The organism is Nocardiopsis sp. NPDC006938 (assembly GCF_042869555.1).
Taxonomy (GTDB): Bacteria; Actinomycetota; Actinomycetes; order Streptosporangiales; family Streptosporangiaceae; genus Nocardiopsis.
Genome location: NZ_JBIAGA010000004.1, coordinates 99323 through 124258, shown reverse-complemented (window position 1 = coordinate 124258; position 24936 = coordinate 99323). Strand labels below are relative to the sequence as shown.

The window sequence follows — 24936 nt, the reverse complement described above, 5'->3', positions numbered from 1 at the left end:
TTCGCCCTCTCCCCTACGTGGGCCTGCCGGTCCCCCGGGAGGGCGTCCACGGCGCCGAGTCCGTCCCGCGCGCCCTCGTCGGCCGCCCCTCACCGGGCCGCGCAGATTCACCCCCTGATCCGCACCCGTGCCCGAACCCGCACACCGCCGGAGGAATCACCGTGACCGACACCGCTCCCGCCGTCCCCGAGACGACCACGCTGACCGCGCTGTTGGAGGAGGTCCCGGACCTGCGGCGACGCCTGGGCGGCACCTCCCAGGACTGGACGATCGACGAGGTCGGCGACGCGAACGTCAACTTCGTGTTCCGCGTGGGCGGCCCCGAGGGGGCCGTGTGTGTGAAACAGGCTCCCCCGTACGTGCGCGTCGCGGGCCGTTCCTGGCCGCTCACCCCGGAGCGCGTCGTCTACGAGTACCGGGCTCTGGAGGAGCACGGCCGGGCGGCTCCGGGCGCGGTCCCCACCCCTTTGCACTTGGAGCGCGACGCCCACCTGCTGGTCATGGAGTTCGTCGAGGGGCAGACCGTGCTGCGCCACCACCTGTCCCGCGGCGGCGTCCACCCGGGTCTGGGCGAGCAGGTTGGCGGTTACCTGGCCCGCACGCTCTTCGCCACCTCGGACCTCGGGATGGACGCCGGGCGCAAACGCGACCTGGTCGCCGAGTTCGAGACCAACACCGAGATGTGCCGGATGACGGAGGACATGGTCTTCACGGAGGTCTACCACGACTTCCACCGCAACTGGTGGACGACGCCCGACCTGGACGCCGAGGTGCTCGCCCTGCGTTCGGACCCGGAGGTGCTGACCGCCGTGTCCCGGCTCAAGTACCGGTACCTCACCAGCCGGGAGGCGCTCCTCCACGGCGACCTGCACACCGGTTCGGTGATGGTGGGGGCCGGGTGCAGTCGGGTGTTCGACCACGAGTTCGCCTGCTTCGGTCCCCTGGGTTTCGACATCGGCGGTTTCCTGGCGCACCTGCTCATCGCCTACTTCGCGGCGGACGCCCGGGACGGAGGGCGCCGTCGGGCCGTGGCCGGGGAGAGCGTCCAGCAGATGTGGCTGTTGGAGGAGGTGGAACGGACCTGGGACGCGTTCCGGGAGGGGTTCTTGGACCGGTGGCGCTCCGCTGCGCACGGGAGCGCCTTCCCGGCGCGGCTGTTCACCGGCCCCGGGGCCGAGGTGGCGTTGGAGGCCGAGCGCAGCGCCTACCTGGAGCGGGTTCTCACCGACGCGGTGGGGTTTTGCGGCGCGGAGCTGATCCGGCGCCTGGTGGGGTTCGCGCGCCCGGTCGACCTGACGGGGATCGGGGACCGGGCCACCCGGGCGGGGTGCGAGATCCGGGCGATGCGGTTGGCCCGTTCGCTGCTCACCGAGGCGGACGGGTACCGGTCGGTGGCCGACGTGACGGCGGCGGCGCGCCATCTGAGGGCCGGGTGGTATCCGGGCTGACCCGCCCGCCTCACTCGTCCCGCGACCCGAGTACCGCCAGGTACTTGTGCCGGTCGCGTCGAACCGACACGAGCCGCCACGGCGAGGGGCGGACCAGCTCCGCCAGTTCGTCCACACTGGCGAACAGGTAGTCGAACCACTCCGTCGCCAGGGCCCCCTGCCTGTTGCGCATGCGGATGCGCCCGGGGAGGTGTCCCGCGGCGCGGTTGCGCTGCTGGTAGGCCAGGTGCTCGGCGTTCGTGGTGCCCGGGTCCATGCCGGTGCCGAGCAGTACGGCCCCCGGCGCCGCCAGGGCCGCCAGGTGCGCCAGGACCGCGGGGGCCCGTTCCGCGTCTTGGAGCAGGCCGAGGTTGTTGCCCAGGAGCAGGAGCGTGTCGAACCGGCCGAGCCCGGTCGGTGGTCGGGCGATGGAACCGTGTCGGGCGTCGACCCCGCGTAGGCGGGCGACCTCGACCGCTCCGGGTGAGGGGTCGATCCCCACGACGGTCCGGCCCCGTTCGTGGAGTGCCAGGGCGTGGCGACCGGCCCCGACTCCCACGTCGAGAACGCTGCCCCGGGCGAGTTCCAGGGCCTCGCGGTCCAGGGGAGGGAGCCGCGCGGAGGGTGTGAAGTACCGGCTGGCGTCGGCGGCGTGGATGACGCCGTCGTCGCGCTCGATGATCTCGAAGGCGGAGCCCGGCGCGGCCCGCGCCTCCCAGCAGCGCCGGAGCGTCTCTCCGAAGGCGTCCCCGACACGGGGACCGGCGTTTCCCATGATGCCGGAGCCTTCCCGTGCAGGCCGGGGCCCACACCCGCCTGAGGACATCGGCCGCCCCCGGGTGCGGGACCGCCCACGAGGTCCGGCCCAGGGGAACGGTTCGTGGGCCCGGGGGACACTGGGGCCCCTCGGGTGCGGCGTTCCCGGCATGACGTCCGCGGTCCGGTGTTCCCGGTCCGCCGCCCCGGCGCATCGGCGCGGCCGAAACCGGGCTTGCGGAGGCCCCGGATGCCCGCCCCGCGTCATGACAGAACACCACCAACCATGACACGTGAGCGTCCACCGGGCCGATCCGGCACGAGGTCGACCCGGTCGTGGGAACGTACCCGGCGTACCCCCGTCGACCCCCGCGAAGGAGCCAGACCCATGAGCGGAACCGTCCTGGACGTCACCGATGCCGACTTCGACGAGAAGGTCCTGAGGCCCCCCTCCCTCGTCCTCGTGGCCTTCCGGGCCGAGTGGAGCGCCCCGTGCCGGGCGCTCGACCCGGTCCTGGCCGAGGTCGCCAAGGAGTACGAGGGCCGGGTGACGGTGGCCCGGCTGGACATCGACCGGAGTCCCGAGACGCCCCCCAAACACGACGTCACGGCGATCCCCACCCTGTTCGTCGTCAAGGAGGGCACCAAGGTCGCCACCCGGATCGGCCCGGCCACCAAGAACAACGTGGTCAACCTGATCTCCCCGCACCTGTGACCGTCGCCGGGCGCTCCACCCGGGCGCCCGGCACCCGCCTGCGGCCCCCTCACGACTCGTCGAGGGGGTCGTGTCACCGCCCGGGCCCGAAGGAGACGCCGGTGGGGACGGCGCCGGTCGCCGGTGCCCGGTTCCGGGTGGGCCCCGCCGGTCGGGCCGTTTCGCCTCCGACCGGGGCCGCTGCCCGGCGCGGATCAGGTTCCGAGGCGTTCCAGCACCGTGCGCGCCGTCTCCAACCGGGCGTGCCGCACCTGGGCGAAGAGCGCGAAGTCGGCCGGGTTCGCCTCGATCAGCTCCTCCTGGGCCCGTGCCTCCGCGTCGCGCCAGGTTCCGACCACCGAGGCCTCCTCCTTGCAGGCCACGTCCGCCACCGCCGTCGCGGCCTCCTCGGCGGTCGGTCCGTCCCGCTCACCGTTCCAGCGCGCGTCGGCTGACGCCTCGGTCGGGGTGGCGTACTCCAGGTCCCGGTCGGCCATGCACGCGCTCCAGGCGGCGAAGGCGCCGACGACCTCGGGCGCGGCCTGGGAGGCCTCGAAGCCCGCGTGGATGTAGGAGTTCAACAGATCGGTGTCCAGGTCCGGGACACCCTCCGTCACCTCCGCCTCCGCCTCTTCGACGCACCCGGCCCCGTCTTCGGCCCCGTAGGCGGCGCGGTGCTCGGTGGCCAGCAGGGTCAGCCGGTCCTGCCGCACCTCCTCCACGAGGCCCTCGTCGGCCGACCCGGGGGTCGCGCCGTACCCGAACCGCTCGGCCACTCGGGTCTCGACCACGCCGTACCTGCCCCGGTGCGGGGGGTCGGTTCCCTCCTCCTCAGGAGCCGGGACGATCCGCCAGTCCATGCCGTTACCCCTCATGCAGTCGCGCACGAGCAGGTCCTCGGCGTAGTCGAGTGTGCGCATCTCGAAGGGGGAGAGCGTGTACGCGTCGAAGGGCAGGGTCAGCGACCGCACCGGTTCCTCGGCGGGTAGGTAGCGGTCCCCGCCGTCCCCGTCGTCCGGGACCCCGCAGGCGGCCAGGACGAGGGCGACGCACAGCGCACCGGCCGCCGGGGCGGGACGTCGTCCGTTCATCGCTGTCTCCACTCCGTGCAGAGGGTGCCGGGAAGGCCGCGCGCCACGCTTCGCGCGGTTCCTCCCCGGCACTTCGGTCAACTGGCCGTCAGCTCGGTCACCAGATCCGGACCGAGCTGATGTTGTTGTCGAATCCGTTGTTGGTCAGGTCCTTGTCCTCGGATTTCTTCTTGGCGAAGTAGGACGGCCCCTTGTAGTTCGCGTCCCGGTAGAAGGAGGCGTCGTTGGACTTCTGGTTCTTCATGGAACTGGCGTTGTCGTTGACGACACGGCAGCCCGATCCGCTCCAGCAGTGGTTGGCCAGGTTGGCGGCGTTGCCGGAGGTCCGCCAGGAACCGCCCTTGAAGTTGTCGTGTTCGTAGAGGTAGACGTACGTGGCCTGCGCCTCGACCATGGGGATGCTCGCGGCCGAGGCCGTGGGAGCGGTGGCGAGCACACCGGCGGTGGCGACGGAGGCCGCCAGGGCGGCCGTGGCGAACAAGCGCTTCTTGACAGACATGGATTCCTTCACATGACTGGAGGGATCGGCGATTTCCGCGACCGAAATGCTTCCGGCCGTGTATCGCCGCGTTCACCGACGACATTAGGCGAGAGACCACAAAAGGAGAAGGCGAAAAATGGCCGCAAGAGGCCAACCCCAGAACATCATTCGTCAAACATTCCCGCATATCGGGACAATAACGGAGAAAAATGGCTAACCGGAGATTCCTCCGGAGGCGGGGCCACACCACACCCGCCACCCCCGAGCCCGCGCACCCGTCCACCCACCCGAGCCCACCCGCTCGCCCCCACCCGCACTCGCATCCGCACCCGAATAAGGGAAACAACTGTTACCCTCACCCCATGCCCGACTCCCGCCTACCTCCCCCGTGGCTACTCCCCCTGGTCCTGGCCGCGTTCGCGGTCCAGACGGACGACTTCGTCATCATCGGCGTGCTCGCCTCCATCGCCTCGGACACCGGGGTCTCCGAGGCCGCCGCGGGACAACTCGTCACCGTCTACTCCCTCGTCTACGCGCTCACCGCGCCCCTGTGGGCCCTTCTCCTCGCCCGGATTCCGCTCGGGCGATCCCTGGTCGTGGCGCTGGCGGTGTTCTCGGCCGCCAACCTCGCCGTGCCCCTGGTCGACGGCTACCCCGCCCTGATGACCCTGCGCGTGACGGCGGCGCTCGCTGCGGCGGTGGTCCTGCCCGCCGCCCTGGCGCTGGCGAGCACCCTCGCTCCTCCGGAACGGCGGGGCCGCCACCTGGCCACCGTCATGACCGGGCTGACCGGTGCCGTACTGATCGGCGTCCCCCTCGGCACGTGGGTGGGAGCCCTCTGGGGCTGGCGGGCCACCTTCGTGGGATGCGGGCTCCTGGGCCTGGCCGCTCTCGTGCTGGCCGCCCGGTCCCTGCCCGCGGGGCCCGTCGAGGAGGACGACCGCGGCCTCCGTGAACTGGTCCGCCCCCTGGCTGACCGGACCGTGGCCGCCGTCCTCGTGGTCACCGTTCTGGTCGTGGCGGGGAACCTGGCGTTCCAGACCTACGTCGCCGTGGTCCTGGCCGAGCTCGCGGGTGTCACCCCGGCACTGCTCGCCGCGCTCCTGGTGTGCTCGGGGATCGGCGGACTCGCGGGCGCCCAGGCGTCGGGCCGCCTGGTGGACCGGTACGGACCGCTGCGCGTGTTCCGCTGCGCGGTGGCGCTCTTCTGCCTCACGATGACGGCCGTGGCCCTGCTGTGGCTGGGCCGCCCGACGTCGCCGTGGACGGTGGCGCCCCTGCTGGTGGCCTGGTCCGCCGCGGCGTGGGCCGTGCCGCCGAGCCTCCAGTCGCTCCTGCTCGACCGTGCGGGCGTGCGGGCTGCGGCGCAGTCCGTGGCGGTGCACAGCGGTTCGGTGTACGTCGGAGCGGCGCTGGGCGGCGCGCTGGGCGGCGCGGCGGTCTCCGCGAGCCCCGGCCTGGTCCCGGTGACCGCGACGGTACTCGCCGGGCTCGGGCTCCTGTTCGTCCCACGACCGCGCTCCCGCGACCGTGGCGCCTGAGAACCGCGCCGCGAGTCGTCGCGAGCCCATCACCGCGCCCCACGGCCCGCGAACCTCTCACCACCGGCAGTCCTCGGGTTCCGACACCGAGGAGCGGACCGATCCCCTGGGAACCGCACGCGTGAAGGGGGAAGACCTCCCTGGGGCCGCGCCGAACCCGACCGGTCGTGGCCCGGAGGCCTACCCCGGGCCACGACCGGGCCCTCACGCGGGTCGGCGGCCCTGAACCGTGTAGATCAGGCAGGAGGAGGAGCGGAACGAGGGGTCGGCCAGCACCCGGCGCACACGCTCCAGGCCCTCGTCGGTCATCCCCACGCCCAGGAACGCCTCACGCAGGTGGCGCGTGTGGTGCGCGATCAGGTGGACACCCGGCGACTCCGCGTTCCACTGCTGCACGTGCGGACGCGGATCGATGTCCACCAGGCCCGCCCGGCGCATCGCCTCGGGGGCGCGGCGCCCCCAGGCGGGGTCGGCTCCGGCCCGTTCCATCACCCGGACCTTGGCGTCCAGGAACCCCTCGTAGACCTCCCTGGCCTGCGCGTCGGGCATCAGCAGGGACGGCCCGTAGGTGATGTCGAACTCGTCCAGTTGAAGCACGCCGCCCGGTTTGAGGGCGCGCACCAGCCGTTCGAGGACCGCCTCGCGCTCGGGCAGGTGCAGCAGGACCAGGCGGGAGTGGATCAGGTCGAAGGAGGCCTCCGGCAGGGGGTCGCGGGTGACGTCGTGGCGCAGCACCTCCAGGCCCGGTTCCGGATCGATCCGCTCCGGTTTGATGTCGGTGGCGACCACCGAGCCCCCGGGGGCGACGCGTCGGGCCAGCCAGCGGGCCACCGATCCGCCCCCGGCTCCCACCTCCAGGCACCGCCAGCCGGGGCCGACCCCGGTCTCCTCCAGTCTGCTGGTGGTCAGCGGGTCGTAGGCGGCGGCCAGGAAGCTGTGCTGGTCGCGGGCGTGTTCGCTGTGGTTGTCGAAGAGGTAGCCGGGCTCGGTGGCGGTGTCGGTCATCGAGGATCTCCTGTGAGGACGGTCGTTCGGGCGCGTACGGCCTCGGCCGCCATCCGGGTGAGGGTGCCCGTGCACACCTTCCCGGTCGGGCCGAGCGGTACGGAGGGCAGGAACAGGACGTGTTCGGGAAGGAGACGGGTGTCCATGCCGTGCCGGTCGCGCAGGTGCGCGAGCAGCTCCTCCTCCGTGGGGGCGGCCCCCGGTGAGGGGCGGACGCAGGCGCACATGCGCTCGCCCAGGTCGGGGTCGGGGACCGGGACGCAGTGGGCCTCGTCCACGCCCGGGTGCGCGGACAGGGCGTCCTCGACCCGCGCCGGATAGAGGGTGACCCCGCCCCGGATCACCGTGCGGCGCAGACGGTCGACGACCCACAGGTCCCCGTCCCCGCCCAGGCGTCCCACGTCTCCGGTGCGCACCCAGCCCTCGCCGGAGCGACGTTCCCGGTCGAGTGCGGGAGCGGCTACGTGACACAGGGGTGTCATCGGCCCCAGGGCCCACACCTCCCCGAGCTCGCCCGGCGCGACGGGACGCCCCTCGCGGTCGCGCACACTGATCCGGGCCACCGCAGGGTCCGGACGCCCGGCCAGCCCCGGCTCCCACCTCCACGGATCGCGGGCGGTGTGGCAGTTGACGCCGTCGGTCGATCCGTAGACGTTGACGACGGGACGGCCGAAGCGCCGGACGCACAGGTCGTACACCTCGCCGTGCAGCGGTGCCCCGCTGGCCACGACGGCGGTCAGCGAGGAGGTGTCGGCCCCGTGGTCGAGCAGGGCCATGCGCCGCAGCATGGTGGGCACACCCACCAGGTGGGTGGGTCGGTGCCGTTCGATCGTCTCCAGGGTCCCGCCGGGGTCGAAGCGCTCCGAGGTGACGAGGGTGGCGCCGTGCCGGACCAGGGCGACCAGTCCCAGGGAGCCGAAGGAGGAGGCGGTCGAGACCAGGAGGAGCACGCGCGGGGGTTCCTGTCCTCGGATCAGGGCGCCCACGTAGGAGCCCCGCCCCCCGGCCATGGCGTTGTGCGAGTAGGCGACCATGGTCGGCTCCCCCTCGGAGCCGGAGGAGAGCAGGACGCGGGCCGGTGACTCCGGGTCCGGGCGATTCCGGCCGGGGCCCCCGGGCAATCGCTCACCGGCGCCCCGTGGCCCCGCGCTCCCCCGGACGTCGGCGACCGTGCCGTCGCGGGGCTCCCCGGGCCCCTGGCACGCCGGGGCGCCGGTGTGCGGGGCGGTCACCGCGTCGACGGCCGCGACGCGTGCCCGCCCCCGGTGAGCCCGTGCGATCCGTGCGGCGCGGGGGCCCTCGGTCACCAGGAGCGCGCCGCGTGCCCGTGTGAGGAGGCCGAGCGCGTCGGCGTCCGAACGCCCGGGCGGGACGGGTAGCACGACGGCTCCCAGCGCCGCCGCGGCCAGGTCGAGGGTGGTCGCGTCCCTGCCGTTGGGCAGCAGCACTCCCACGACGTCGCGTTCGCGCACGCCGTGCGCGGTCAGCAGCGCGGCCGTGGCGCGCACCCGCCCGTCCAGGTCCGCGTAGCTGAGGGTGCCGCGTTCGTCGACGACCGCGTCCCGGCCGGGGTGGGCGCGCACCCGTTCGAGGAAGAGGGAGTACAGGTCGCGGTCGGGGCACCACCCCCGCGCCACCCAGTCGGCGCGCAGCGCGGCCGGGACGAGGTCGGTCAGGACGAGCCCCTCGGCGGAGGTCCAGGTGGTCATCGTCGCGCCACCGCCGACGGGGCGAAGGCCCACGGTGAGCGGGCGTGCGCGATGCCGTCGACGTCCGTAAAGGAGTCGGGGAAGAGGTCGACGACGTGCCGAAGGTCCTCGACCGGCAGGAGCGCGGAGGGCCCGCGGTTCCGCGCGCCGACGCCAACCCCGCGCAGCAGGCGGGCGGCGTCGACCAGACCGGTACGGGCCTTGACTCCGGTTCCGGCGCGGGTACGCAGCGCCAGGGCGGCCGTGACCGCCTCGGCCGCGATCATCCCTCCGAGCACGTCGGTGACGGTGAACAACGAGGGCGCGGGCGGTTCGCCCCCCGCGGCCCACAGGTGGGCCAGGCCCCCGTGGGCCTGGACCAGGTAGTCGGTGGCCGGGGCGGGGGCGTCGGGCCCCTCGTGCACCCACCCGTCGACGTGGACGTGCACCAGCCCCGGAGCCCGCTCGGCGAGGTCGTCCGTGCCCAGGCCGAAGCGTTCGGCGCGTCCGGGCGGCCAGTTGTACAACAGGACGTCGGCACGGGCCGCGAGGTCGGCGGCGGCCTCGCGGCCCTCCGGGCTCTTGAGGTCGGCCTCCACCGCGCCCTTGCCCCGGTTCAGGGCGGTGAAGCGGGCCGAGACGCCGTGGGCGAGCGGCGGTACGCCGCGCATGGGGTCGCCGCCGGGTGGTTCGATCCGCACCACGTCGGCCCCCAGGTACGACAGCAGCAGTCCGGCGAGCGGCCCTTGGATGCGGTTGGTGATCTCCACGACCCGCACCCCGGCCAGCGGCGCCCCGACACGGTGGGCGCGTGGTGACCGGGCGTCGGGGCCGCCGAGCCCGCGCAGCCGCCACGGCGAGTCCGGGCCGGGTTCGGTGGCCGGGCCGGGAGGGCGCAGCGCGACCACGCCGACGCCGGTGTCCAGGGCGGTCGCGCGCACCCGCTCGTAGGGGGTCGCGGCCAGGGTCGCGGCGAGTTCCCCCGGCAGGGGGCAGACCGCCGTGGCGAAGCGCCGCTGGAAGGGCGGCCACCCCGAGGCGACGGCGGCCGCCGGAGCGCCCAGGCGGGTCCAGAACCGCAGCCAGGCCTCGGCGTCCAGGGTCTCGATCTCGAACACGGTCCCCTCGACGGAGCGGAAGGGGGGTCGCGGCCCGCCGCCCCGCGCGGGCGGTCCGTCCGCCGAGGCGGCGGCCTCGGCGACGTGGGGGGCGACGGCCGTCAGGGCGGCACCGGTCACCGAGACCGTCGACCGCACCGGACCGGACGTCGCCGCCGCCATCACCGCCTGGGACGCCAGCACACCCGCGCACACCGACGCGTAGTCGACGGGCAGGTACCGGGCGCCGCCCAGGGAGCGGCCGTGCAGGTGGGCCAGGCCGCACAGGGCCTGGACGTCGCGTTCGTCCTCCGGTTCCACGGTGCTCCCCGGCGGTGCCCACGTCAGGTCGCAGGCGCTGTCGTCGGGTTCCCCCGCCGTCGTGGCCAGGAGTTCGACGCGGCCGACCGGTGCGCTGGCGGGCGGGCGCCCGCCCCCCGCGACGACCTCGCACCCGGCCGCGCGCAGCCGGTCCAGGGCGACCCGGACCGCCGTCGTGTCGCCGACCCCGCGCACGACCGCCCCCGCCAGGGGGGCCGCAGGGGTCGCGTTCGCGGTCACGTCCACCGCCCGGTGCCCGGGGCGCCGGGACGCAGCCCCAACAGGTCGCGCAGTTCTCCCCTGCGCACCTTGCCGGTGCCCGTGCGCGGCAGCTCGTCCCAGGTGAGCACCACCGGGTCGGCCATCGCGGGCTGGTCGGCGACCGCGTTCCGCCACGCCGTGAGGTCCAGCTCCCCGGAGTCGGTGGCCACCACCGGCACGGGATCGCCTTCGCGGACACCGAGCACGACGCACTCCAGGGCCTCGGGCAGGCGTTCGTCGACGACGTCCTCGATCTCCAGGCAGCCCCCCTCGGTGAGGGCGTCCACCTCGCGGTCCACCAGGCGGACCGCCCCGGTGCGGCTGATGGAGCCGACGTCACCGGTGCTCCACCACTGGCCCACCAGCTTGGAGCGCCAGCGCCCCTCCTCCCCCACGTAACCCAGGCACAGGGCGTCGGTCCGGCAGAACAGCAGCCCCGGCGTGCCGGCGGGTACGGGGAGCAGGGTCTCGGGGTGCACCGCCCGCAACCGGGTCCGGCCGGGGACCGGACGCCCCAGGTCGCGGGTGGTGGGCGAGGTCCCCTGGTCGCGCTCCAGCGAACGGCGGGTGAGGAAGCGGAAGGTCAGCGGCCCGGTCTCGCTCTGGCCCCAGCCCTGCGTCCAGAGCGGCCACCGGTGCCCGGTGGCGTTGAGGTAGTCGCGGACGGTGGAGGGGTGCAGGGCGTCGAAGGTGCTGACGAACAGCCGCACCCGGTCGAAGGGGGTGCTCTTTCCCCTCGTGTGCCGCTGCCAGCTCCTCAGGGTGGAGGGCTGCGCCTCCAGGACCGTGGGGCGGTCCAGCTCCAACGCCGGGGCCGCCTCGGCCCAGTCGGCGGAGGTGATCACCGACAGCGTCCTGGGCGCGAGCCGCAGGACGCTGGCCGTCCAGGCCAGGGCGCGGCCGTGCGCGTAGGAGTAGGAGGAGACGACCGTGTCGTCCGGCCTGCTCCCCAGTACGGGCCACCGGTGGGCCTCGAAGCCCGCGAGCCGCCGCATGAGGGTGCGGGTGGAGTGCACGACCAGCTTGGGGGTACCGGTGGTCCCGGAGGTGTGCATGATCGCCAGGGGCGCGTCCGGGTGGGGGCGGCGCGACGGCGGCACGGCGGCGCCGTCGAGGTCGTCCATGCTGAGGGCGCCCTCGGCGGGGCCGTCGACGACCAGGGTCCGGCGCGCGTGGACGCCCGGGTCGCGGCCCTCCTCGCGGGCGGCTCCCAGCAGAGCGGTGTCGGTCACCAGGAGCGCGGGGGCCAGGCGCTTGAGGAGCTCCTCCAGCGTTCCCGGCTCCAGGTGGGCGGAGAGCGAGGCCGGGACGGCGCCCAGGCGGGCCGCCGCGCTCGACAGCAGGACGTAGTCCCAGTGGTTGCGCTTGGCGATCGCGACCCGGTCGCCCGGGCCGACCCCGGCCAGTGCCAGGCGGCCCGAGAGCTGACGCACCAGAGCGGCCACCCGGGGGACGTCCAGCGCGATCCCCTCCCGGGGGGCGACGTCCAGGGGCCTGCTCAGGCGCACGGCGGTGGAGGTGCCGCGCTCCTCCAGGTCGTCGAAGAGAGTCCCCAGGTCCAGCGGACGGTGCGGGGGGCGGCTCAGTGGCTTCATGGTTCCTCGATGCGGATCGGTTCACGGGTGGCGGACAGGAAGGCCGAGACCCGCGCGGCGGCGGTGGTCGCCGACGCCACCGCGCCCTCACTGCACGGGCGCAGCGAGATCCAGTCGCCGGCGTAGTCGACGGCGGCGGGCGGGCGGGCGGCGAAGGCGGAGCGCGCCGCCAGGGCCCTCGGGCCGGGCAGGGGAAGCCCGTGGCGGAACCGGTGCGCCACGGTCCGGCGCACGTGGGCTCCGAGTCCGGGCAGGAGGCGTTCGGCGCTCGCGGTGAGCCCGCGCGCGATCTCGTCGTCGGATGCCGCGGCCAGGTCCCGGGCCGCGCGGGGCGTGGCGACCAGGGAGACCAGTCCACGCCCCTTGGGCGCCCGGCCCTCGTGTTTGTGGTGGTCGACGGTGAGCACCGCCAGCAGCGGGTCGTCGGGGACCAGCACGGCGAAACCCCGCCGCGACCCGCGCGGCGACAGCGGCGCGTCCAGGAACAGCGACAGCCGGAGCATGGGGGCGTATGCGCAGGACTCCAGGTAGGCGCGTTCCTCGGCGCGGGCGCCCGGGTGGAGGCGGGCCGCCACGGGGGCGGGGACCGCCAGGACGGCGGCCCGGGCGGTGAGGTCGCCGCGCGGTGACTCCAGGCGCACCCCGGCGTGCTCCTCGACCACCCCCGTGACCGGGTGTTCGGTGCGCACGTCGAGCCGTTCGGCGAGCGCGCGGGGCAGGGTGTCCATGCCGTCGCGGTAGGTGCGCCAGGTGGCGGTGCTGCCCGAGGCCGCCAGGTGGGCGGCGAAGGGAGCGGCCGCCGCCCGCTCCAGCGGCCACCCGAAGAAGCCCGAGGCCAGCGGGCCCAGGAGGCGTTCTCGGATCTGGGGGTGGCGCGGTCCCAGCAGGTCGGCGACGGTGAGGCCGGTGAGGTCGCCCCGCTCGGGGTGGTCGGGGTCCAGGTCGGCGCGGCCCAGTTCGCCGAGCAGGCGGGCCAGGTCCAGCCGGGCGCCCGGTGAGAGCCCCATGCCGGTGAGCAGCCCCAGGGGGCGCCCCGCGTGGGGGCGGGCCCGCCCGCCCCACCACACCGACAGGGCCTGGCGTACCCGGGGCACGGCGCGGGGGTCGGTGTCCAGGCCGAGTTCGCGGACGAGCCGCCAGGTCTGCGGGTAGGCGTTCGCGGACGGGATCATCTCCGCCCCGGTGTCGACCAGGTGCCCGTCGACGCGCAGGGTGCGCGTGCGCCCGCCCACCGCCTCGGCGGCCTCCAGCACACGTACGGAGCGTCCGGCGCGGGCCAGGGCGTGCGCCGTCGCCAGCCCGGCCGGACCGGCTCCGACCACCGCGACGTCGATCCTCGGGGTCACGCCGCGCTCCCCCAGAGCAGGGCGGCGCCGAGGTTGGCGCCGATCAGCAGGACCACGGTGACGCGGTGGGTGTGGATGGCCAGACGCCGCGCCCGCAGGATGTCGCCGCGCACGAACCCGACGTACAGCTGGGCCGCGCGCATGAGGGCCACCGGCAGGAGCGCCACGGGGAACCACCACGGGGAGATCCCGGCCAGGTAGGAGCCGGTGACCAGCAGGGTCTCCGCGAGGGTGAGCACGACGATGAAGACGGTGTTGGTCCTCGGGGAGACCTGGGCGGCGACGGTGATGCGTCCCGCCGCGCGGTCGCCGTCGGCGTCGTTGGTGTTGGAGTAGAGCCCGAACAGCATGGGGCCGCCGCCGAACACCAGGGCCTGGACGACGACGAACCCGTCGATCTGACCGGTGAGCAGCCCGTACGGCACCAGGACCCAGCCCACGCCGAGGCCGACGAGGAAGAGTTCCTGGAACCCCCGGTAGCTGATCTTCAGCCCCCAGGAGTACTGGACCGACGCGACCAGGCACAGTGCCGCCCCCACGATCGCCCAGGTGGGCCGGTGCGGTGCCAGCGCGATGACCAGCGCCCACAGCGCGACGCTGGCGACGGTCGCGGCCCGGCCGAAGGCCAGCGCCTGGGACTCGGTCAGGGTCCCGGCCACGAGGGGTTTGCGGGCCAGGCGGCGGCGCGCCGCGTCCGATCCGTAGTTGGCCGCGTCGCTGCCGTCGCGGTAGCCCGTGACGTCGTCGAAGGCGACCATGGCGGCCACCACGGCCACCTCCGCCACCAGGACGAGCAGGAGCAGGCCGAGGGTGTCGGTGCGCCAGCCCAACAGGGGCAGCGACATGACGAACACCAGGGGCAGGCCGATGTAGTAGTCGACGATGTCGAGCTTGGCCAGGCGGGCGTAGGCCGCGAGGGTGGCGCGCCCGGTCCGGGGGGTCGCCTCGGGCGCCGCGACGGGCGCGGTCATCTGGTCGGTCATCCGGTCCTCCGGCGCGCGAACGCGCGTACGTTGTCGGCCACCCGTTCGACCTGCGCGTCGGTCAGGTGCGGGTACAGGGGCAGGGAGATGTTCAGGCGCGCCGCCTCCCGGGCCTGGGGCCAGTGCCCGTCGGGGCTGGCGTACGGGGCGAAGGCGGGCTGGTCGGGCAGAATCCTCGGGTAGTAGACGTGGGTGGTGATCCCCTCCGCCTCCAGGTGCGCGCGCAGTCCGTCGCGGTCCTCGCACAGCAGGGTGTAGACGTAGGGGAAGCGTCCGTCGCCGCCCACCCCGGGTGCGGTGATCCCGGCGTCCGCGAGGTCGCCCAGGCGCTCGGAGTAGTACGAGCAGATCTCGGTGCGGCGGGCCACCCGCGCGGGGAGCCCCGCCATGCGGTGGAGCTGGAAGGCTGCCATCACCTCGTCGAAGCGGCTGTTGTGCCCGACGTGGTGGTGGAGGAAGCGGTTGCGTCCGTCCTGCCCGTGGTTGCGCAGCATGCGCACCCGTTCGCCCAGCTCCGTGTCGTCGGTCAGCACCACACCGCCCTCGCCGGGCATGCCGAAGACCTTGACCTGGACGAAGGAGTGGACCCCGGCGTCGCCCCACAGCCCGGCCGGACGGCCTTCGAGGGCGCCGCCCTGGGCCAGGGCGGAGTCCTCGACGAGCCGCAGGCCAGCGCGGTCGGCCACGTCCCGCAGGCGCGGCATGTCGGCCATCACGGAGAACATGTGCGCGGGCATGAGCGCGCGGGTGCGCTCGGTGACCAGCGCCTCGGCTCCGGCGGGGTCCATCGTCAGCCGCACGGGGTCGATGTCGGCGAAGACCGGCCGGGCCCCGCTGGCCAGGACGGTGCTCGCCAGGGGCGCGCACCCGAAGGCGGGGACGACGACCTCGTCGCCGGGGCCGATGCCCATGGCGGCCAGGATGAGTGTGAGGGCCGAGGTCCCGCTGGAGCAGGCCACGGCGTCGGCGGCCCGGGTCTCGGCGCGCAGGGCCTCCTCGAAGCAGGCGGTGCGGCCGCCCAGGATGAACTTCTGGTCGGGGCAGGTGCCGACCTCGTACAGCAGTTCCAGGAGGACGTCGCGGTCGGCCTCGAACAGGTCCGGCGCGAAGAACGGGACGGCGTGCTCGACGGTCGCGGTCATCGGGTCCCCCCGGTCAGGAAGCGCTCGACCTCGTCGCAGACGCGGTCGATCTGGGCGTCGGTCAGGTCGGCGTGCAGGGGCAGGGCCAGCGCCGACCGGCACACCCGCTCCGCGCGGGGGAAGTCGCCGGGCCGGTACCCCAGGTGCGCGAAGCAGGGCTGGAGGTGCAGCGGGCGCGGGTAGTACACCTCGGTGCCGATCCCGGCGGCGGCCAGATGGGCGGCGAGGGCGTCCCGGTCGTCGACCTCGACGAGGTGGACGTAGACGACCCGGTCCCGTCCGGGCGCGTGCGGGGCGTCGCCGGGGACGGCGCGCACGCCGGGCAGGTCGCGCAGGCGTTGGTCGTAGCGGTGCGACAGTTCCGACCGGCGGGCGATGTCGGCGTCCAGGCGCGCGAGCTTGGCGAGCAGGACGGCGGCCTGGAGGTCGTCCATCTTGCTGTTGCAGCCGGTGACCACCGTGGGGTTGGAGATGCCGGGGAACGCGGCCAGGGTGCGGCCGGACCTGCCGTGGTGGCGCGTCATCCGGGCGGTCTCGGCGACGGCGTCGTCGTCGGTGAGCAGGGCTCCGGCGTCACCGACGGCGCCGAGGGTCTTGGCCGGGAAGAACGACAGCACGCCCCCGGTGCTGAGCAGGCCCGCGTGGGTGCCGCCCGAGCGCATGCCGATCGCCTCGGCGCTGTCCTCCAGGACGGTGAGTCCGTGGGCGCGCGCCACCCGCGTGACGCCCTCCATGTCGGCGAGGCGGTCGAAGAGGTGGACGGGCATGACCGCGCGGGTGCGTTCGGTGACCGCCCGTTCCACCGAGCCGGGGTCGATGCCGTATCCGTGGGGTTCGATGTCGGCGAAGACGGGGACGCCGCCGGCGTGCACGACGGCGGTGGCGGTGGCCACGAAGGTGTAGGCGGGGACGACGACCTCGTCGCCGGGGCGCAGGCCCGCGGCCCTGAGCAGGAGGACAAGGGCGTCGGTCCCGGAGTTGACGCCGACCACGTGCCGGGCGCCGGTCCACCGTTCCAGCGCGCGTTCGAGTTCGGCGACCATGGAGCCGTGGGAGAACTTACCGTCGTCCATGACGCGGACGCAGTTCTCCCTGATCTCCGGCCACAGTCTTCGAAACGTCTCCGACTGGTCGAAGAACGGTATGTCCGTGCGTTTGTCGAGCTGGTCCTCGCGCACACCGGAGGAGAGTACTGGATTCACGTATTCCGTTTCACGAAAAGGGGTACGACCCGGCCGCGGAGAGAGCCGCGGCCGGGCTGGGAGGGGGACCTCGAAATGTCTTAGGCGCCCAGGAGGGGGATGTCGTTCTTGCCCAGGTGGTAGTCGCGCACGGCGGCCACCAGCTCGGCGGTGGAGAGGTTGCCGCTGTTGTCGGCGTCCATCTGGGAGAAGGCCTGGTCGGCCTGGGCGCCGTCGAGACCGATGGCGGCGAACCACTTCTGCATCTCGGAGGGGCTGACCTCGCCGTCGCCGTCCGTGTCGAGCACGTTGACGATGGCCTGGATGGTCGGCTGGACCACCCGGGCGAAGCCCGCGTCGCCCTTGCTGACGATCTCCTGCTCGGCGACCTCGACGAACTTGTCCTGGCTCATCCGGTCGGTGCCGGCGGCGGACGCGAGCAGGTCGAACATGGCCAGGTAGCTGTCGCGGAGGGCGTCGCCCTTGGGCGTGCCCGCGGCACCGAGACTGCTGAGGATGCCCTCGGCCTCGACCTCGAAGTCCGCGCGCTCGATCACGCCGTTGCCGTCGTTGTCCCACAGACGGAAGCGCTCTTCGAGGCGGTTCTCGGCCTTGGTCGCAGTGGTCATCAAATCTCCTTGGCGTTTGCATGGAAAAAGCGAATGCAATAAATGCGATGGGGTGTTCCGGCGATCTCCCGATCGCCTTCGACCCAGGAAGAGATTACCGCCTGACGCCACCCGGGAAAACCAGAATTCCGAAGAACACCGAGGGTAATGCGACTTTTATATCGGACATTCTCTGCCATTTTTTCCACTGTTCGCGAAAAGCTCGGTCCCGTCCTCGTCCGAGCGCGCCTGCTCGAACACCACGGGCTCCTCGGGCAGGAGCGCGAGGGTGGCTCCGGTCGGCACCGGGTCGGCGTGGATCAGCACGTTGTAGTGGTTCGGCGTGTGGCAGGCGTCGAAGCCCAGGACCACACCCACCCGACGGCCGCCGATCCACACCCGGTCGCCCCGGTCCACGACCCCGGCCGCGGTGATCTCCGCGAAACCGAGGAACCCCACACGGTCGATGCGGGCCCCCTCCTCGGTCTCGGTGTGGTCGGTGGCGACCAGTTCGTGGACCTCGCCCGCCCGCACGCACCTGCTGGCGAACGGCTCCAACCGCATGCCCCGCTCCGTCCGGCGGTGCACCAGCACCTTCACCAGGGCGCCCGTCACGTGCCGCTTGGGTCCGTCCTCGCCCGGGTTCACGCGCCCACCCCCTCGGCACGGGCCCGCCGCGCCTCGCGGTAGACGTCCTCGACCAGGCGCAGGGCCGACAGACCCGCACCGTCGGGAACGCCCTCACGCACCCGCCCAGCGAAGTCGGACACGATCGCGTCGTACTCGTGCCAGAGCGACTCCTTGAAGGCCGGACGGCCGGCCAGCATGTCGGCGGTCAGGAGCCGCCCGTCGACGGTGCGCACCTCGACGTCCTTGCGCTCCCCCGGGTACGACCAGTCGAGCAGGACCCGGGCCCGCGCACCGGTGGCGACGAGTCCGACGTCCGCCCGGCGGTCCACCCCCGAGGGGTCGTACTCCACCCGCGCGGTGTCCACCTCGACCCGGCCGAGCAACGCCTCCACCAGGTCGAACGCGTTGGGGCCGTTGTCCGCCACGCATCCCCCGCCGCACCGGGACGGGTCCAGGTACCAGGTGTCGTCCCCCGCGTGTTCCTCGATCCGTTCCAGGTAGCGCACGGTCACCTGCGCCGGGACGCTCCCCGCCAACCGCTCCCGCAGGGCCGCGAACTCGGAGTTGTACCTGCGGTGGAACGCGGTGAACAGCACGGCCCCCCGTTCCCGGGCCAGGGCGGCCAGGGGCGCGCCCTCGTCCGGGTCCAGGGCCAGCGGCTTCTCCACGCACACCGCCAGGCCCCCGCGCAGGGCGTCGGCGCAGATCCGGGCGTGGGCGTCGTTGGGGGCGGTGACCACGACCGCGTCCAGCTCCGCCTCGGCCAGCATCACCGTGTGGTCGGTGTACCCGACCGCGCCCTCGGGCGGATCGGCGACCCGGGCCGGGTCCAGGTCGCACACCGCCACCGTGCGCCAGGACGGGGACGCCGCCAGGGCGGCGAGGTAGAAGCGGGAGATGAACCCCAGTCCCACGACACCCACGCGCATCGGCGCTGTGTTCAACGCTGCTCTCCTCGTACCTCGGGGGCCCGTACTCCGGCCCGTTCGGCCTGTGCCACCAGCTGCGCGTACAACGGCGCGGGCAGGGGTACGCCCCGTTCGGTCCGCTCGCGCGCGAACCGGTGCTCGTGCCACCCGGGGTAGCGCACCGGCCGCTCCTGATCGGTCGGCGGGCAGTCCACCAGCGCGCCGAAGAGCCCTTCGGCGTCGGCTCGCGCCCCCGGTCTGAGGGTGTCGGGGGCGATGGCCATCAGCAGGAAGCCGATGTCGTCGTCGCGTCCGCTCGGTCCGCCGTCCCCGTCCCAGGCGTCCGGGTGCGGGCCGCGGCCGGACCCGGAGACCAGCGCGGACAGCACCTCCACGACCAGGCCCAGGCCGAACCCCTTGAACCGGCCGACCTCACCGCCCAGCCACATCAGGTGCGCGTCACCGGCGTCGAAGGCGGCGGGATCGGTCACCGGGGCTCCCGCGTCGTCGCACAGGAGGCCCTCCGGCAGCGCGCGCCCCTCTCGGGCCGCCTGCCGGACACGCCCGGTGGGGGCCGCGGTGGTGCTCATGTCCAACAGGAAGGGCGGGTGGGCTCCGGCCGGGGCGGAGACGGCGAGGGGGTTGGTGCCCAGCATCGCCACGGCACCGCCCGGCGGCCGCGCGATCCGCTGGCCGCCGCAGTTGCTGGAGACCACGCCGACCATGCCGCGTTCGGCGGCGCGCAGGGCGTGGTATCCGGCGCAGCCCAGGTGCGTGGCCCGGCGCACCGACACCATGCCCACCCCGTGCCGCGCCGCCCGTTCGACGGCCAGGTCCATGGCCCACGACGCCGCCCACAGCCCCAGCGAGCGGTGCGCGTCGACCAGCAGGGCCGCGCCCAGGTCGGTGACGACCTCGGGTTCGGCGCGTGGGTCGGCCCGCCCCTCGTCGAGCAGCGGCAGGTAGAGCCCGGCCAGGTTGGCGACGCCGTGCGAGTCCATTCCGGTCAGGTCGCCGTGGACCAGGGCCCGTGCCGACGCGTCCGCCCGGTCCGGGGGCAGGCCCCGCCGGGTGAACACCTGCGTGAGGAAGCGCGTCAGCTCGGCGTGGTCGACCAGCACGGGAGTCCCGGCCGACGACGCGGTTCCGGATGACTCCGAGGAGAGGGTGGTCACGATCCTCCATGGGTGTGTTCGGTGAAGACGGCCAGGAGACGGGCCACCGTCGCGGCGAACCCGTCGAGGTCGGACAGGCGGGCGGACTCGGCGTCGCCGTGCGCCCCGTCGGCGGCCAGGTCGCCGGGGCCCAGGACCACGGTGCACGCGTCGGGCAGATCGGCCGCCCAGATCGCGTCGCAGGTGAAGGCGGGCTCCTCGGCGGGCCAGGCGGGGACCCCGGCGCCGCGGAGCAGCGCACGGCCCCAGGGGTCGTGGTCGTCCAGCACCGGCAGCCCGCGTTTGGGCCAGTCCAGGCGGGTCGTGCGCCGGGCGTCGCGGGCGGTGCGGGCGAACAGCGCGGTGGCGGAGAACTCGGCGGTGAACTCCGCGAGGGCCGACTCGAAGGCCTCGGTCACCGCCCCCTCCAGGGAGCGGCCCGTGGCCGCGTCGCCGTACGCCAGGTTGAGCAGGAGGTCACCGCTGCCGTAAACGCGGTTGTGCAGGGTGCCGGTGTGCAGCCCGGCCACGCAGACCGCCCCGTCGCGGGCGTGCCCGTCCAGGGCGCGGCCCATCCGCTGGGCGAGGAAGCCCAGCAGAACGGAGGCGTTGTGGCCGGTGTGCGGGCGGTCGTCGATCGCGTCGTCGCCGCGTACCGACACCCGCGCGGTCATCGACGCCGTGCTGCGGGTCGAGAACCGCCCCGAGGTGGGTTCGCAGAACACGTTGAGCCGACCGGTGTACCCGAGCTCCACCAGGGGCCGGGTGCCCAGGGCCCCCATGGCGCCGCCCTCCTCGCCCGCGACGGCCTGCACGAGCACCGCATGGTGGCGGCCGAGTTCGGGGCGTCCCCCCAGGGCGGCCCGCACCCCGGCCAACAGGGCCACGGCCGGCCCCTTGGCGTCGATCGCGCCGCGACCACGGAAGACCTCGCCGTCGAAGGTGACCGGGGGGTTCCCGGCCACGGTGTCCAGGTGCACGTTGAACATCAGGGTGCGTGCGCGGGGGACGTCGTCCGGGCCCAGTCGCAGGACCAGGCTCGGCTGCGCCTCCAGGAACCCGGGGTCGGCGGCGGCCGCGACGCGCACCGCCTCGGGCACCCCGGGCCGTTCCAGGTCGGCGGGCCGGGCCGCCGCGTGGCGCACCACCCGGAAGCCGAGCCGCTCGGCCGCACGGGCGTAGTCGCGCTGGGCCTCCCACAACCTCGGCGCGGGACCGTCCCGTCCGGTCTCCAGGGGACCGGCGGTGGGCAGGCGCATCAGCCGCAGCAGCAGGGCGCGGTCGTCGGCGTTCAGAGCGGCTCTCACGGGTGCGCCTCCTCCTTGAGGACCCGGTGCACCAGGGTCTGCGCCGCCCGCCCGTACTCGACGAACGCGTCTGGGTCGCCGAGCCCGGGGTCCGCCCCCGTGGCGCTCAGGTGGGGTCGCAGGTGCAGGTGGGGTTCGATGGACCAGGCGCCCCGGTAGCCGTGGGCGGCGAGCAGGCGCACGCACTCCTCGACCCCGGCCCTTCCCCGTCCGGGCCCTACGTAGGCGGTCTCGCCCCCGGGGAGGGGGACGGCGTCCTTGACGTGAACGTGCGCCACGTACTCGACGAGCGGGCGGAGCAGGGCCGGGGCGTCGTATCCGTGGGCGACCCCGTTGCCGGTGTCGAACAGCAGCCGCAGCGCCGGGCTGTCGGCCTCGGCCAGCAGCTCCAGCGCGCGCTCGGCGCTCTCTCCAGCCCATCCGGCGCAGTTCTCGTGGACCAGGACCAGACCGGCGTCCTCGGCCCGGTGCGCGAGCTCGCGCACCCGGGCCCGGGCGGCCCTGCCCCACTCCGGCTCGGCCGTGCCGCCCGACGGGAAGGACATGATCCGTACCAGGCGCGTGCCGAGCCGGGCGCAGCGACGAGCCAGCACGTCGAGTTCGGCCAGGTCCACGGCGGGGTCGGCGGTGACCGGCCGGGACCAGTCGCCGATCTTGGCGGCCACGGCGACGACCCCGACACCGGCCCGCGCGATCCGGTCGGCCGCCCGGGCGAAGTCCGGTTCGGGCAGGGCGGCGACGGGTACCCCGCCCAGGGAGCGCAGTTCCAGGAGGTTCCAGCCGAGCGCGCGCACGGCGTCGAGCTGGTCCCCGAGGCCCGGGGCGGCCTCGTCGCCGATCCCGGCCATGCGCGGTGTGTCAGGCGCCGACGGCACTGTCGACCTCCCTGGCCCCTGTTCCCGGCGCGCACAGGTTCCTGGCCTCGGCCAGGAGGCGCACCGCCTCGATCTGCGCGGTGAGGTCGCCGCCACCGGGCCAGGAGCGGGCGTAGCGGCCGTAGCACGAGCGCAGGAACGCGGGCAGCGCGTCGTCGGCGAAGACCGACCGCGCGGGGGCGCGCCCCTCCACGGCGACCGCGAGCTGGGCGGTGTGGTCGGCCTCGCTGCACGGGTAGTGGCCGGTCAGGACCGCCGTGTCGAACTCCAGCACGATGCGGCGCTCCCGGGTCGGGCAGGTCAGGTCCGACTCGATCCGGGTCATCGTCCCGCTCTGGTGGAGGAGGTCCACGCGGGCCGCTCCCAGGCCGGGCATCCGGACGCCCTCGACGCACATGTCGCTCAGGTCCGCCGAGACCACGTCGGCGTCGCCCGCGAGAGAGACCGCGACAGCCAGGGCGTGCGGGACCTCGATGTCGAGGGCCGTGGGATGGGAGGTGGACTCCAGGCTGCGGGTGAAGCGCGGCTTGTTCTGGACGACCGTGAGGGCGCGCAGCGCCCCGAAGACGCCCGAGCGCCGGACCACGGTCAACCGTCGTGTCAGGGAGCTGGCCGACCACGGGGTGGCCACGTTCAGCTCCAGGTCCCGGGCGCGGCGCAGCCGCGCGATCCCGGCCAGCTCCACCAGGTCCAGGGCCAGGGGTTTCTCCACGATGACGCGCCGGTATCCCAGGTCGGCCAGGTCCCGCAGCATCTCCAGGCGCATGCGCGGCGGCGTGCACAGGTGGACCACGGTCTGCGCGGGCGGGCGTAACCGGGCCGCCTCCTCCAGCGAGCCGACCGTGCGCACCCCGTCGACACGGTCGTGCGCGGGGTCCAGGCCCAGGAGCGGCCCCGGGGCGAAGAGGAAGGGTGCCGCCGCCCGCGCCTTGGCGAGCGACGGCACGTGCAGACCCCGCCCGGATCTGCCCAGGCCGACGATGAGGGTGTGCAGCATGAGGTGCCGGCACCTTTCCGGTTCCTTGTTCCCGTACCGCTCGGTGTTCCCTTCGGGCACACGAGCCGTCGAACGGGCACTCATCCTCTGCGGACCGCGGGAACGGAGTCAAAGGGGAGGTCCGGTTCCAGCACCCCAAACCCCGGCCGGGACATTCCTCAATCAGGAAGTAAGAGGCAACAAAGGGGGAGATCGACGGTAGACGCCTTTCGCCCCTTTTTGCCTTCGGGGGAATCAGGCCACCGAGAAGCTGAAGAGTCCGCTCGGCGGCGCGTGCCATCCACGGTCGGGGACCACGAGGACCCCCCGGGTGAGGCAGGTGGTACCGGGATGGATGCGCACCTCCGAGTCGGTCATGTTGAACAGGACGTGCGCGGTGGCGGGGAGCTGGTGGCAGCTTCCCGGCGCCGGATCGGTGTAGCGTTCCAGGTCCTCGAACTCGGTCTTGAAGACCACGACCTCTCCGGTCGCCGCGTGTGCCGGGACGGCGCCCATGAGCACGCCGCCGAGGACGAGGGCGGCCACCGTGGACAATGCCTTCATTCCACCATCCTTTCCTCATTCATGTGCGTTTTGTGAAGCGAACCCTCCTTTTTTCCATTAACACGGAGGGTTCCGGAAGGATGCTCTCCGAACCCGGAGCCGAGCGCAACCCCGATATCCGGTAGAGCCTTTTCGGACCCCGGTTTCCGGACCCGTGAAAACAGCGGAGCACAACGCCTATGAAGTGATATCTCGCCATTCGTCAGCCCGGCGCGTGCCGACCGCCGGGGACGAGTTCCCCGTCCGCCCCATCCGCGCCGTGACCGACCCCACCCCGCCCCGAACACCCTCCAAGGACCCCCGGTCTTGCCAGCCCCACCCCGGAGCCCTACGTTTTGCGAAGATCACGAACTATCGGTGGGAGAGACATGAAGATCCTCGTCGTGGGTGCGGGAGCGGTCGGCGGCTACTTCGGCGGGCGGCTCGTCCAGGCGGGGCGGGACGTCGACTTCCTGGTCCGGCCCGCACGCGCCGCGCTCCTGGCCGAACGCGGACTCGACATCACCTCAGTGGAGGGGCGCACCGAGAACATCGCCGTCACACCGGTGACCAAGGACCAGCTCACCGACGCCTACGACCTGGTGCTGCTCTCGGTGAAGTCCTACGGGCTCGAAGGCGCGGTCGAGGACCTCGCCCCGGCCGTGGGGCCCGGGACGGTGGTCGTGCCCTTCCTCAACGGCATGCGCCACCTGGACGTCCTGGTGGAGCGGTTCGGCGAGGACCGCGTGTACGGCGGGGTGTGCATGGTGATGACCCGCCTGGACGAGCGGGGCGGCATCGTGGAGGTGGGAAGGATGGGCGAACTCGTCTACGGGCCGCTCTCCGGCTCCCCCGTGGTCGGACTCGACCGCGTGCACTCCGCCCTGGAGGAGGCCGGGTTCACCGCCCGCCCCACCAAGGACATCCGCCAGGAGATGTGGGACAAGTGGGTCTTCCTGGCCAGTCTGGGAGCCGTCACCTGCCTGATGAGGGCACCCATCGGCCGGGTGAACCGCGCCCCGGGCGGTCAGGAGTTCAGCGCGGGGATGTTCGCCGAGGCCACCGCCCTGGCCACCGCCGCCGGGTACCCGCCCAGCGACCGTATCCGGGGGTTCGCCGAGAAGGTCATCTCCGACACCGAACGCGAGACCTCCACGTCCATGTACTGGGACCTGACCCACGACAACCCCGTGGAGGGCGACCACATCGTCGGCGACCTGGTCGCGCGGGGCCGCGAGCTGGGCGTTCCCACCCCGCTGTTCTCCCTGGCCCACACACACCTGAGCGTCTACTCGGCCGCCCGCGGCTGAGGCGCGTGGCCGCCGG

Annotated in this window: 23 protein-coding genes; 4 read left to right on the top strand and 19 right to left on the bottom strand. The window is 73.7% G+C overall.

Annotated elements, in window-relative coordinates; genetic code table 11:
• The first annotated feature begins 161 nt into the window (after window positions 1-161).
• Window positions 162-1448, top strand: a complete 1287-nt coding sequence (gene mtnK / locus ACFYL4_RS08035; RefSeq protein ID WP_387517368.1) for an S-methyl-5-thioribose kinase — start codon at window positions 162-164, stop codon at window positions 1446-1448.
• 10 nt (window positions 1449-1458) lie between these two features.
• Here the strand turns inward: mtnK and ACFYL4_RS08030 are convergent, their stop codons facing one another.
• A complete protein-coding gene (locus ACFYL4_RS08030) occupies window positions 1459-2202 on the bottom strand; it encodes a class I SAM-dependent methyltransferase (protein ID WP_387517366.1) in 744 nt (247 codons plus the stop codon).
• Window positions 2203-2571: 369 nt separating this feature from the next.
• On the opposite strand from ACFYL4_RS08030, the gene ACFYL4_RS08025 reads away from it, so the two are divergent.
• Complete coding sequence (locus tag ACFYL4_RS08025; protein ID WP_387517364.1) at window positions 2572-2898, top strand: thioredoxin family protein; 327 nt, start codon at window positions 2572-2574, stop codon at window positions 2896-2898.
• 194 nt (window positions 2899-3092) lie between these two features.
• Here ACFYL4_RS08025 and ACFYL4_RS08020 read toward each other — a convergent pair whose 3' ends face one another.
• The gene (locus ACFYL4_RS08020) at window positions 3093-3968 is read right to left on the bottom strand and encodes a hypothetical protein (protein WP_387517362.1); all 876 of its coding nucleotides are present in this window, start codon (window positions 3966-3968) and stop codon (window positions 3093-3095) included.
• A gap of 97 nt (window positions 3969-4065) precedes the next feature.
• Window positions 4066-4467 (bottom strand): peptidase inhibitor family I36 protein, encoded by a 402-nt coding sequence (locus ACFYL4_RS08015; protein ID WP_357768806.1) that lies wholly within the window; start codon window positions 4465-4467, stop codon window positions 4066-4068.
• A 344-nt stretch (window positions 4468-4811) separates the two neighbouring features.
• Between ACFYL4_RS08015 and ACFYL4_RS08010 the strand changes: the two genes are divergently transcribed.
• Complete coding sequence (locus ACFYL4_RS08010) at window positions 4812-5990, top strand: MFS transporter (RefSeq protein ID WP_387517359.1); 1179 nt, start codon at window positions 4812-4814, stop codon at window positions 5988-5990.
• Between the two features lie 204 nt (window positions 5991-6194).
• Here the strand turns inward: ACFYL4_RS08010 and ACFYL4_RS08005 are convergent, their stop codons facing one another.
• The 16 genes from ACFYL4_RS08005 to ACFYL4_RS07930 form a co-directional block, all read right to left on the bottom strand.
• Window positions 6195-6995, bottom strand: a complete 801-nt coding sequence (locus ACFYL4_RS08005) for a class I SAM-dependent methyltransferase (protein WP_387517357.1) — start codon at window positions 6993-6995, stop codon at window positions 6195-6197.
• Window positions 6992-8704, bottom strand: coding sequence for a class I adenylate-forming enzyme family protein (locus tag ACFYL4_RS08000; protein WP_387517356.1), 1713 nt, complete (start codon window positions 8702-8704; stop codon window positions 6992-6994). The genes ACFYL4_RS08005 and ACFYL4_RS08000 overlap by 4 nt, the downstream gene beginning before the upstream one ends.
• On the bottom strand, window positions 8701-10341 hold the full coding sequence (locus ACFYL4_RS07995; protein ID WP_387517354.1) for a CoA transferase: 1641 nt from the start codon (window positions 10339-10341) through the stop codon (window positions 8701-8703). The genes ACFYL4_RS08000 and ACFYL4_RS07995 overlap by 4 nt, the downstream gene beginning before the upstream one ends.
• On the bottom strand, window positions 10338-11957 hold the full coding sequence (locus ACFYL4_RS07990) for a class I adenylate-forming enzyme family protein (RefSeq protein WP_387517352.1): 1620 nt from the start codon (window positions 11955-11957) through the stop codon (window positions 10338-10340). The genes ACFYL4_RS07995 and ACFYL4_RS07990 overlap by 4 nt, the downstream gene beginning before the upstream one ends.
• Entirely contained in the window at window positions 11954-13303 is a 1350-nt protein-coding gene (locus ACFYL4_RS07985; protein ID WP_387517350.1) for a protoporphyrinogen/coproporphyrinogen oxidase, read from the bottom strand. The genes ACFYL4_RS07990 and ACFYL4_RS07985 overlap by 4 nt, the downstream gene beginning before the upstream one ends.
• The gene (locus ACFYL4_RS07980; protein WP_387517348.1) at window positions 13300-14286 is read right to left on the bottom strand and encodes a UbiA family prenyltransferase; all 987 of its coding nucleotides are present in this window, start codon (window positions 14284-14286) and stop codon (window positions 13300-13302) included. Before ACFYL4_RS07980 ends, ACFYL4_RS07985 begins: the two co-directional genes overlap by 4 nt.
• Window positions 14283-15428, bottom strand: a complete 1146-nt coding sequence (locus tag ACFYL4_RS07975; protein ID WP_387517346.1) for a DegT/DnrJ/EryC1/StrS family aminotransferase — start codon at window positions 15426-15428, stop codon at window positions 14283-14285. The genes ACFYL4_RS07980 and ACFYL4_RS07975 overlap by 4 nt, the downstream gene beginning before the upstream one ends.
• Entirely contained in the window at window positions 15425-16630 is a 1206-nt protein-coding gene (locus tag ACFYL4_RS07970) for a DegT/DnrJ/EryC1/StrS family aminotransferase (RefSeq protein WP_387517344.1), read from the bottom strand. The genes ACFYL4_RS07975 and ACFYL4_RS07970 overlap by 4 nt, the downstream gene beginning before the upstream one ends.
• Window positions 16631-16710: 80 nt before the next feature.
• Entirely contained in the window at window positions 16711-17238 is a 528-nt protein-coding gene (locus ACFYL4_RS07965) for an EF-hand domain-containing protein (RefSeq protein ID WP_357768884.1), read from the bottom strand.
• 156 nt (window positions 17239-17394) lie between these two features.
• Window positions 17395-17865 carry a DUF6917 domain-containing protein gene (locus ACFYL4_RS07960; RefSeq protein ID WP_357768882.1) on the bottom strand — a complete coding sequence of 157 codons (471 nt, stop codon included), beginning with the start codon at window positions 17863-17865 and terminating at the stop codon, window positions 17395-17397.
• Entirely contained in the window at window positions 17862-18791 is a 930-nt protein-coding gene (locus ACFYL4_RS07955) for a Gfo/Idh/MocA family protein (protein ID WP_387517342.1), read from the bottom strand. The genes ACFYL4_RS07960 and ACFYL4_RS07955 overlap by 4 nt, the downstream gene beginning before the upstream one ends.
• On the bottom strand, window positions 18788-19930 hold the full coding sequence (locus ACFYL4_RS07950) for an Ldh family oxidoreductase (RefSeq protein WP_387517340.1): 1143 nt from the start codon (window positions 19928-19930) through the stop codon (window positions 18788-18790). Before ACFYL4_RS07950 ends, ACFYL4_RS07955 begins: the two co-directional genes overlap by 4 nt.
• The gene (locus ACFYL4_RS07945; protein ID WP_387517338.1) at window positions 19927-21216 is read right to left on the bottom strand and encodes a M20/M25/M40 family metallo-hydrolase; all 1290 of its coding nucleotides are present in this window, start codon (window positions 21214-21216) and stop codon (window positions 19927-19929) included. Before ACFYL4_RS07945 ends, ACFYL4_RS07950 begins: the two co-directional genes overlap by 4 nt.
• Window positions 21213-22064 (bottom strand): sugar phosphate isomerase/epimerase family protein, encoded by an 852-nt coding sequence (locus ACFYL4_RS07940; protein WP_387517336.1) that lies wholly within the window; start codon window positions 22062-22064, stop codon window positions 21213-21215. The genes ACFYL4_RS07945 and ACFYL4_RS07940 overlap by 4 nt, the downstream gene beginning before the upstream one ends.
• A 10-nt stretch (window positions 22065-22074) precedes the next feature.
• Window positions 22075-23088 carry an oxidoreductase gene (locus ACFYL4_RS07935; protein WP_387517334.1) on the bottom strand — a complete coding sequence of 338 codons (1014 nt, stop codon included), beginning with the start codon at window positions 23086-23088 and terminating at the stop codon, window positions 22075-22077.
• Window positions 23089-23322: 234 nt separating this feature from the next.
• Window positions 23323-23631, bottom strand: a complete 309-nt coding sequence (locus ACFYL4_RS07930) for a hypothetical protein (protein ID WP_387517332.1) — start codon at window positions 23629-23631, stop codon at window positions 23323-23325.
• A gap of 368 nt (window positions 23632-23999) precedes the next feature.
• Here ACFYL4_RS07930 and ACFYL4_RS07925 point away from each other — a divergent pair, with 368 nt between their 5' ends.
• Window positions 24000-24920, top strand: coding sequence for a ketopantoate reductase family protein (locus ACFYL4_RS07925; RefSeq protein ID WP_387517330.1), 921 nt, complete (start codon window positions 24000-24002; stop codon window positions 24918-24920).
• The last annotated feature ends 16 nt before the right edge of the window (window positions 24921-24936 follow it).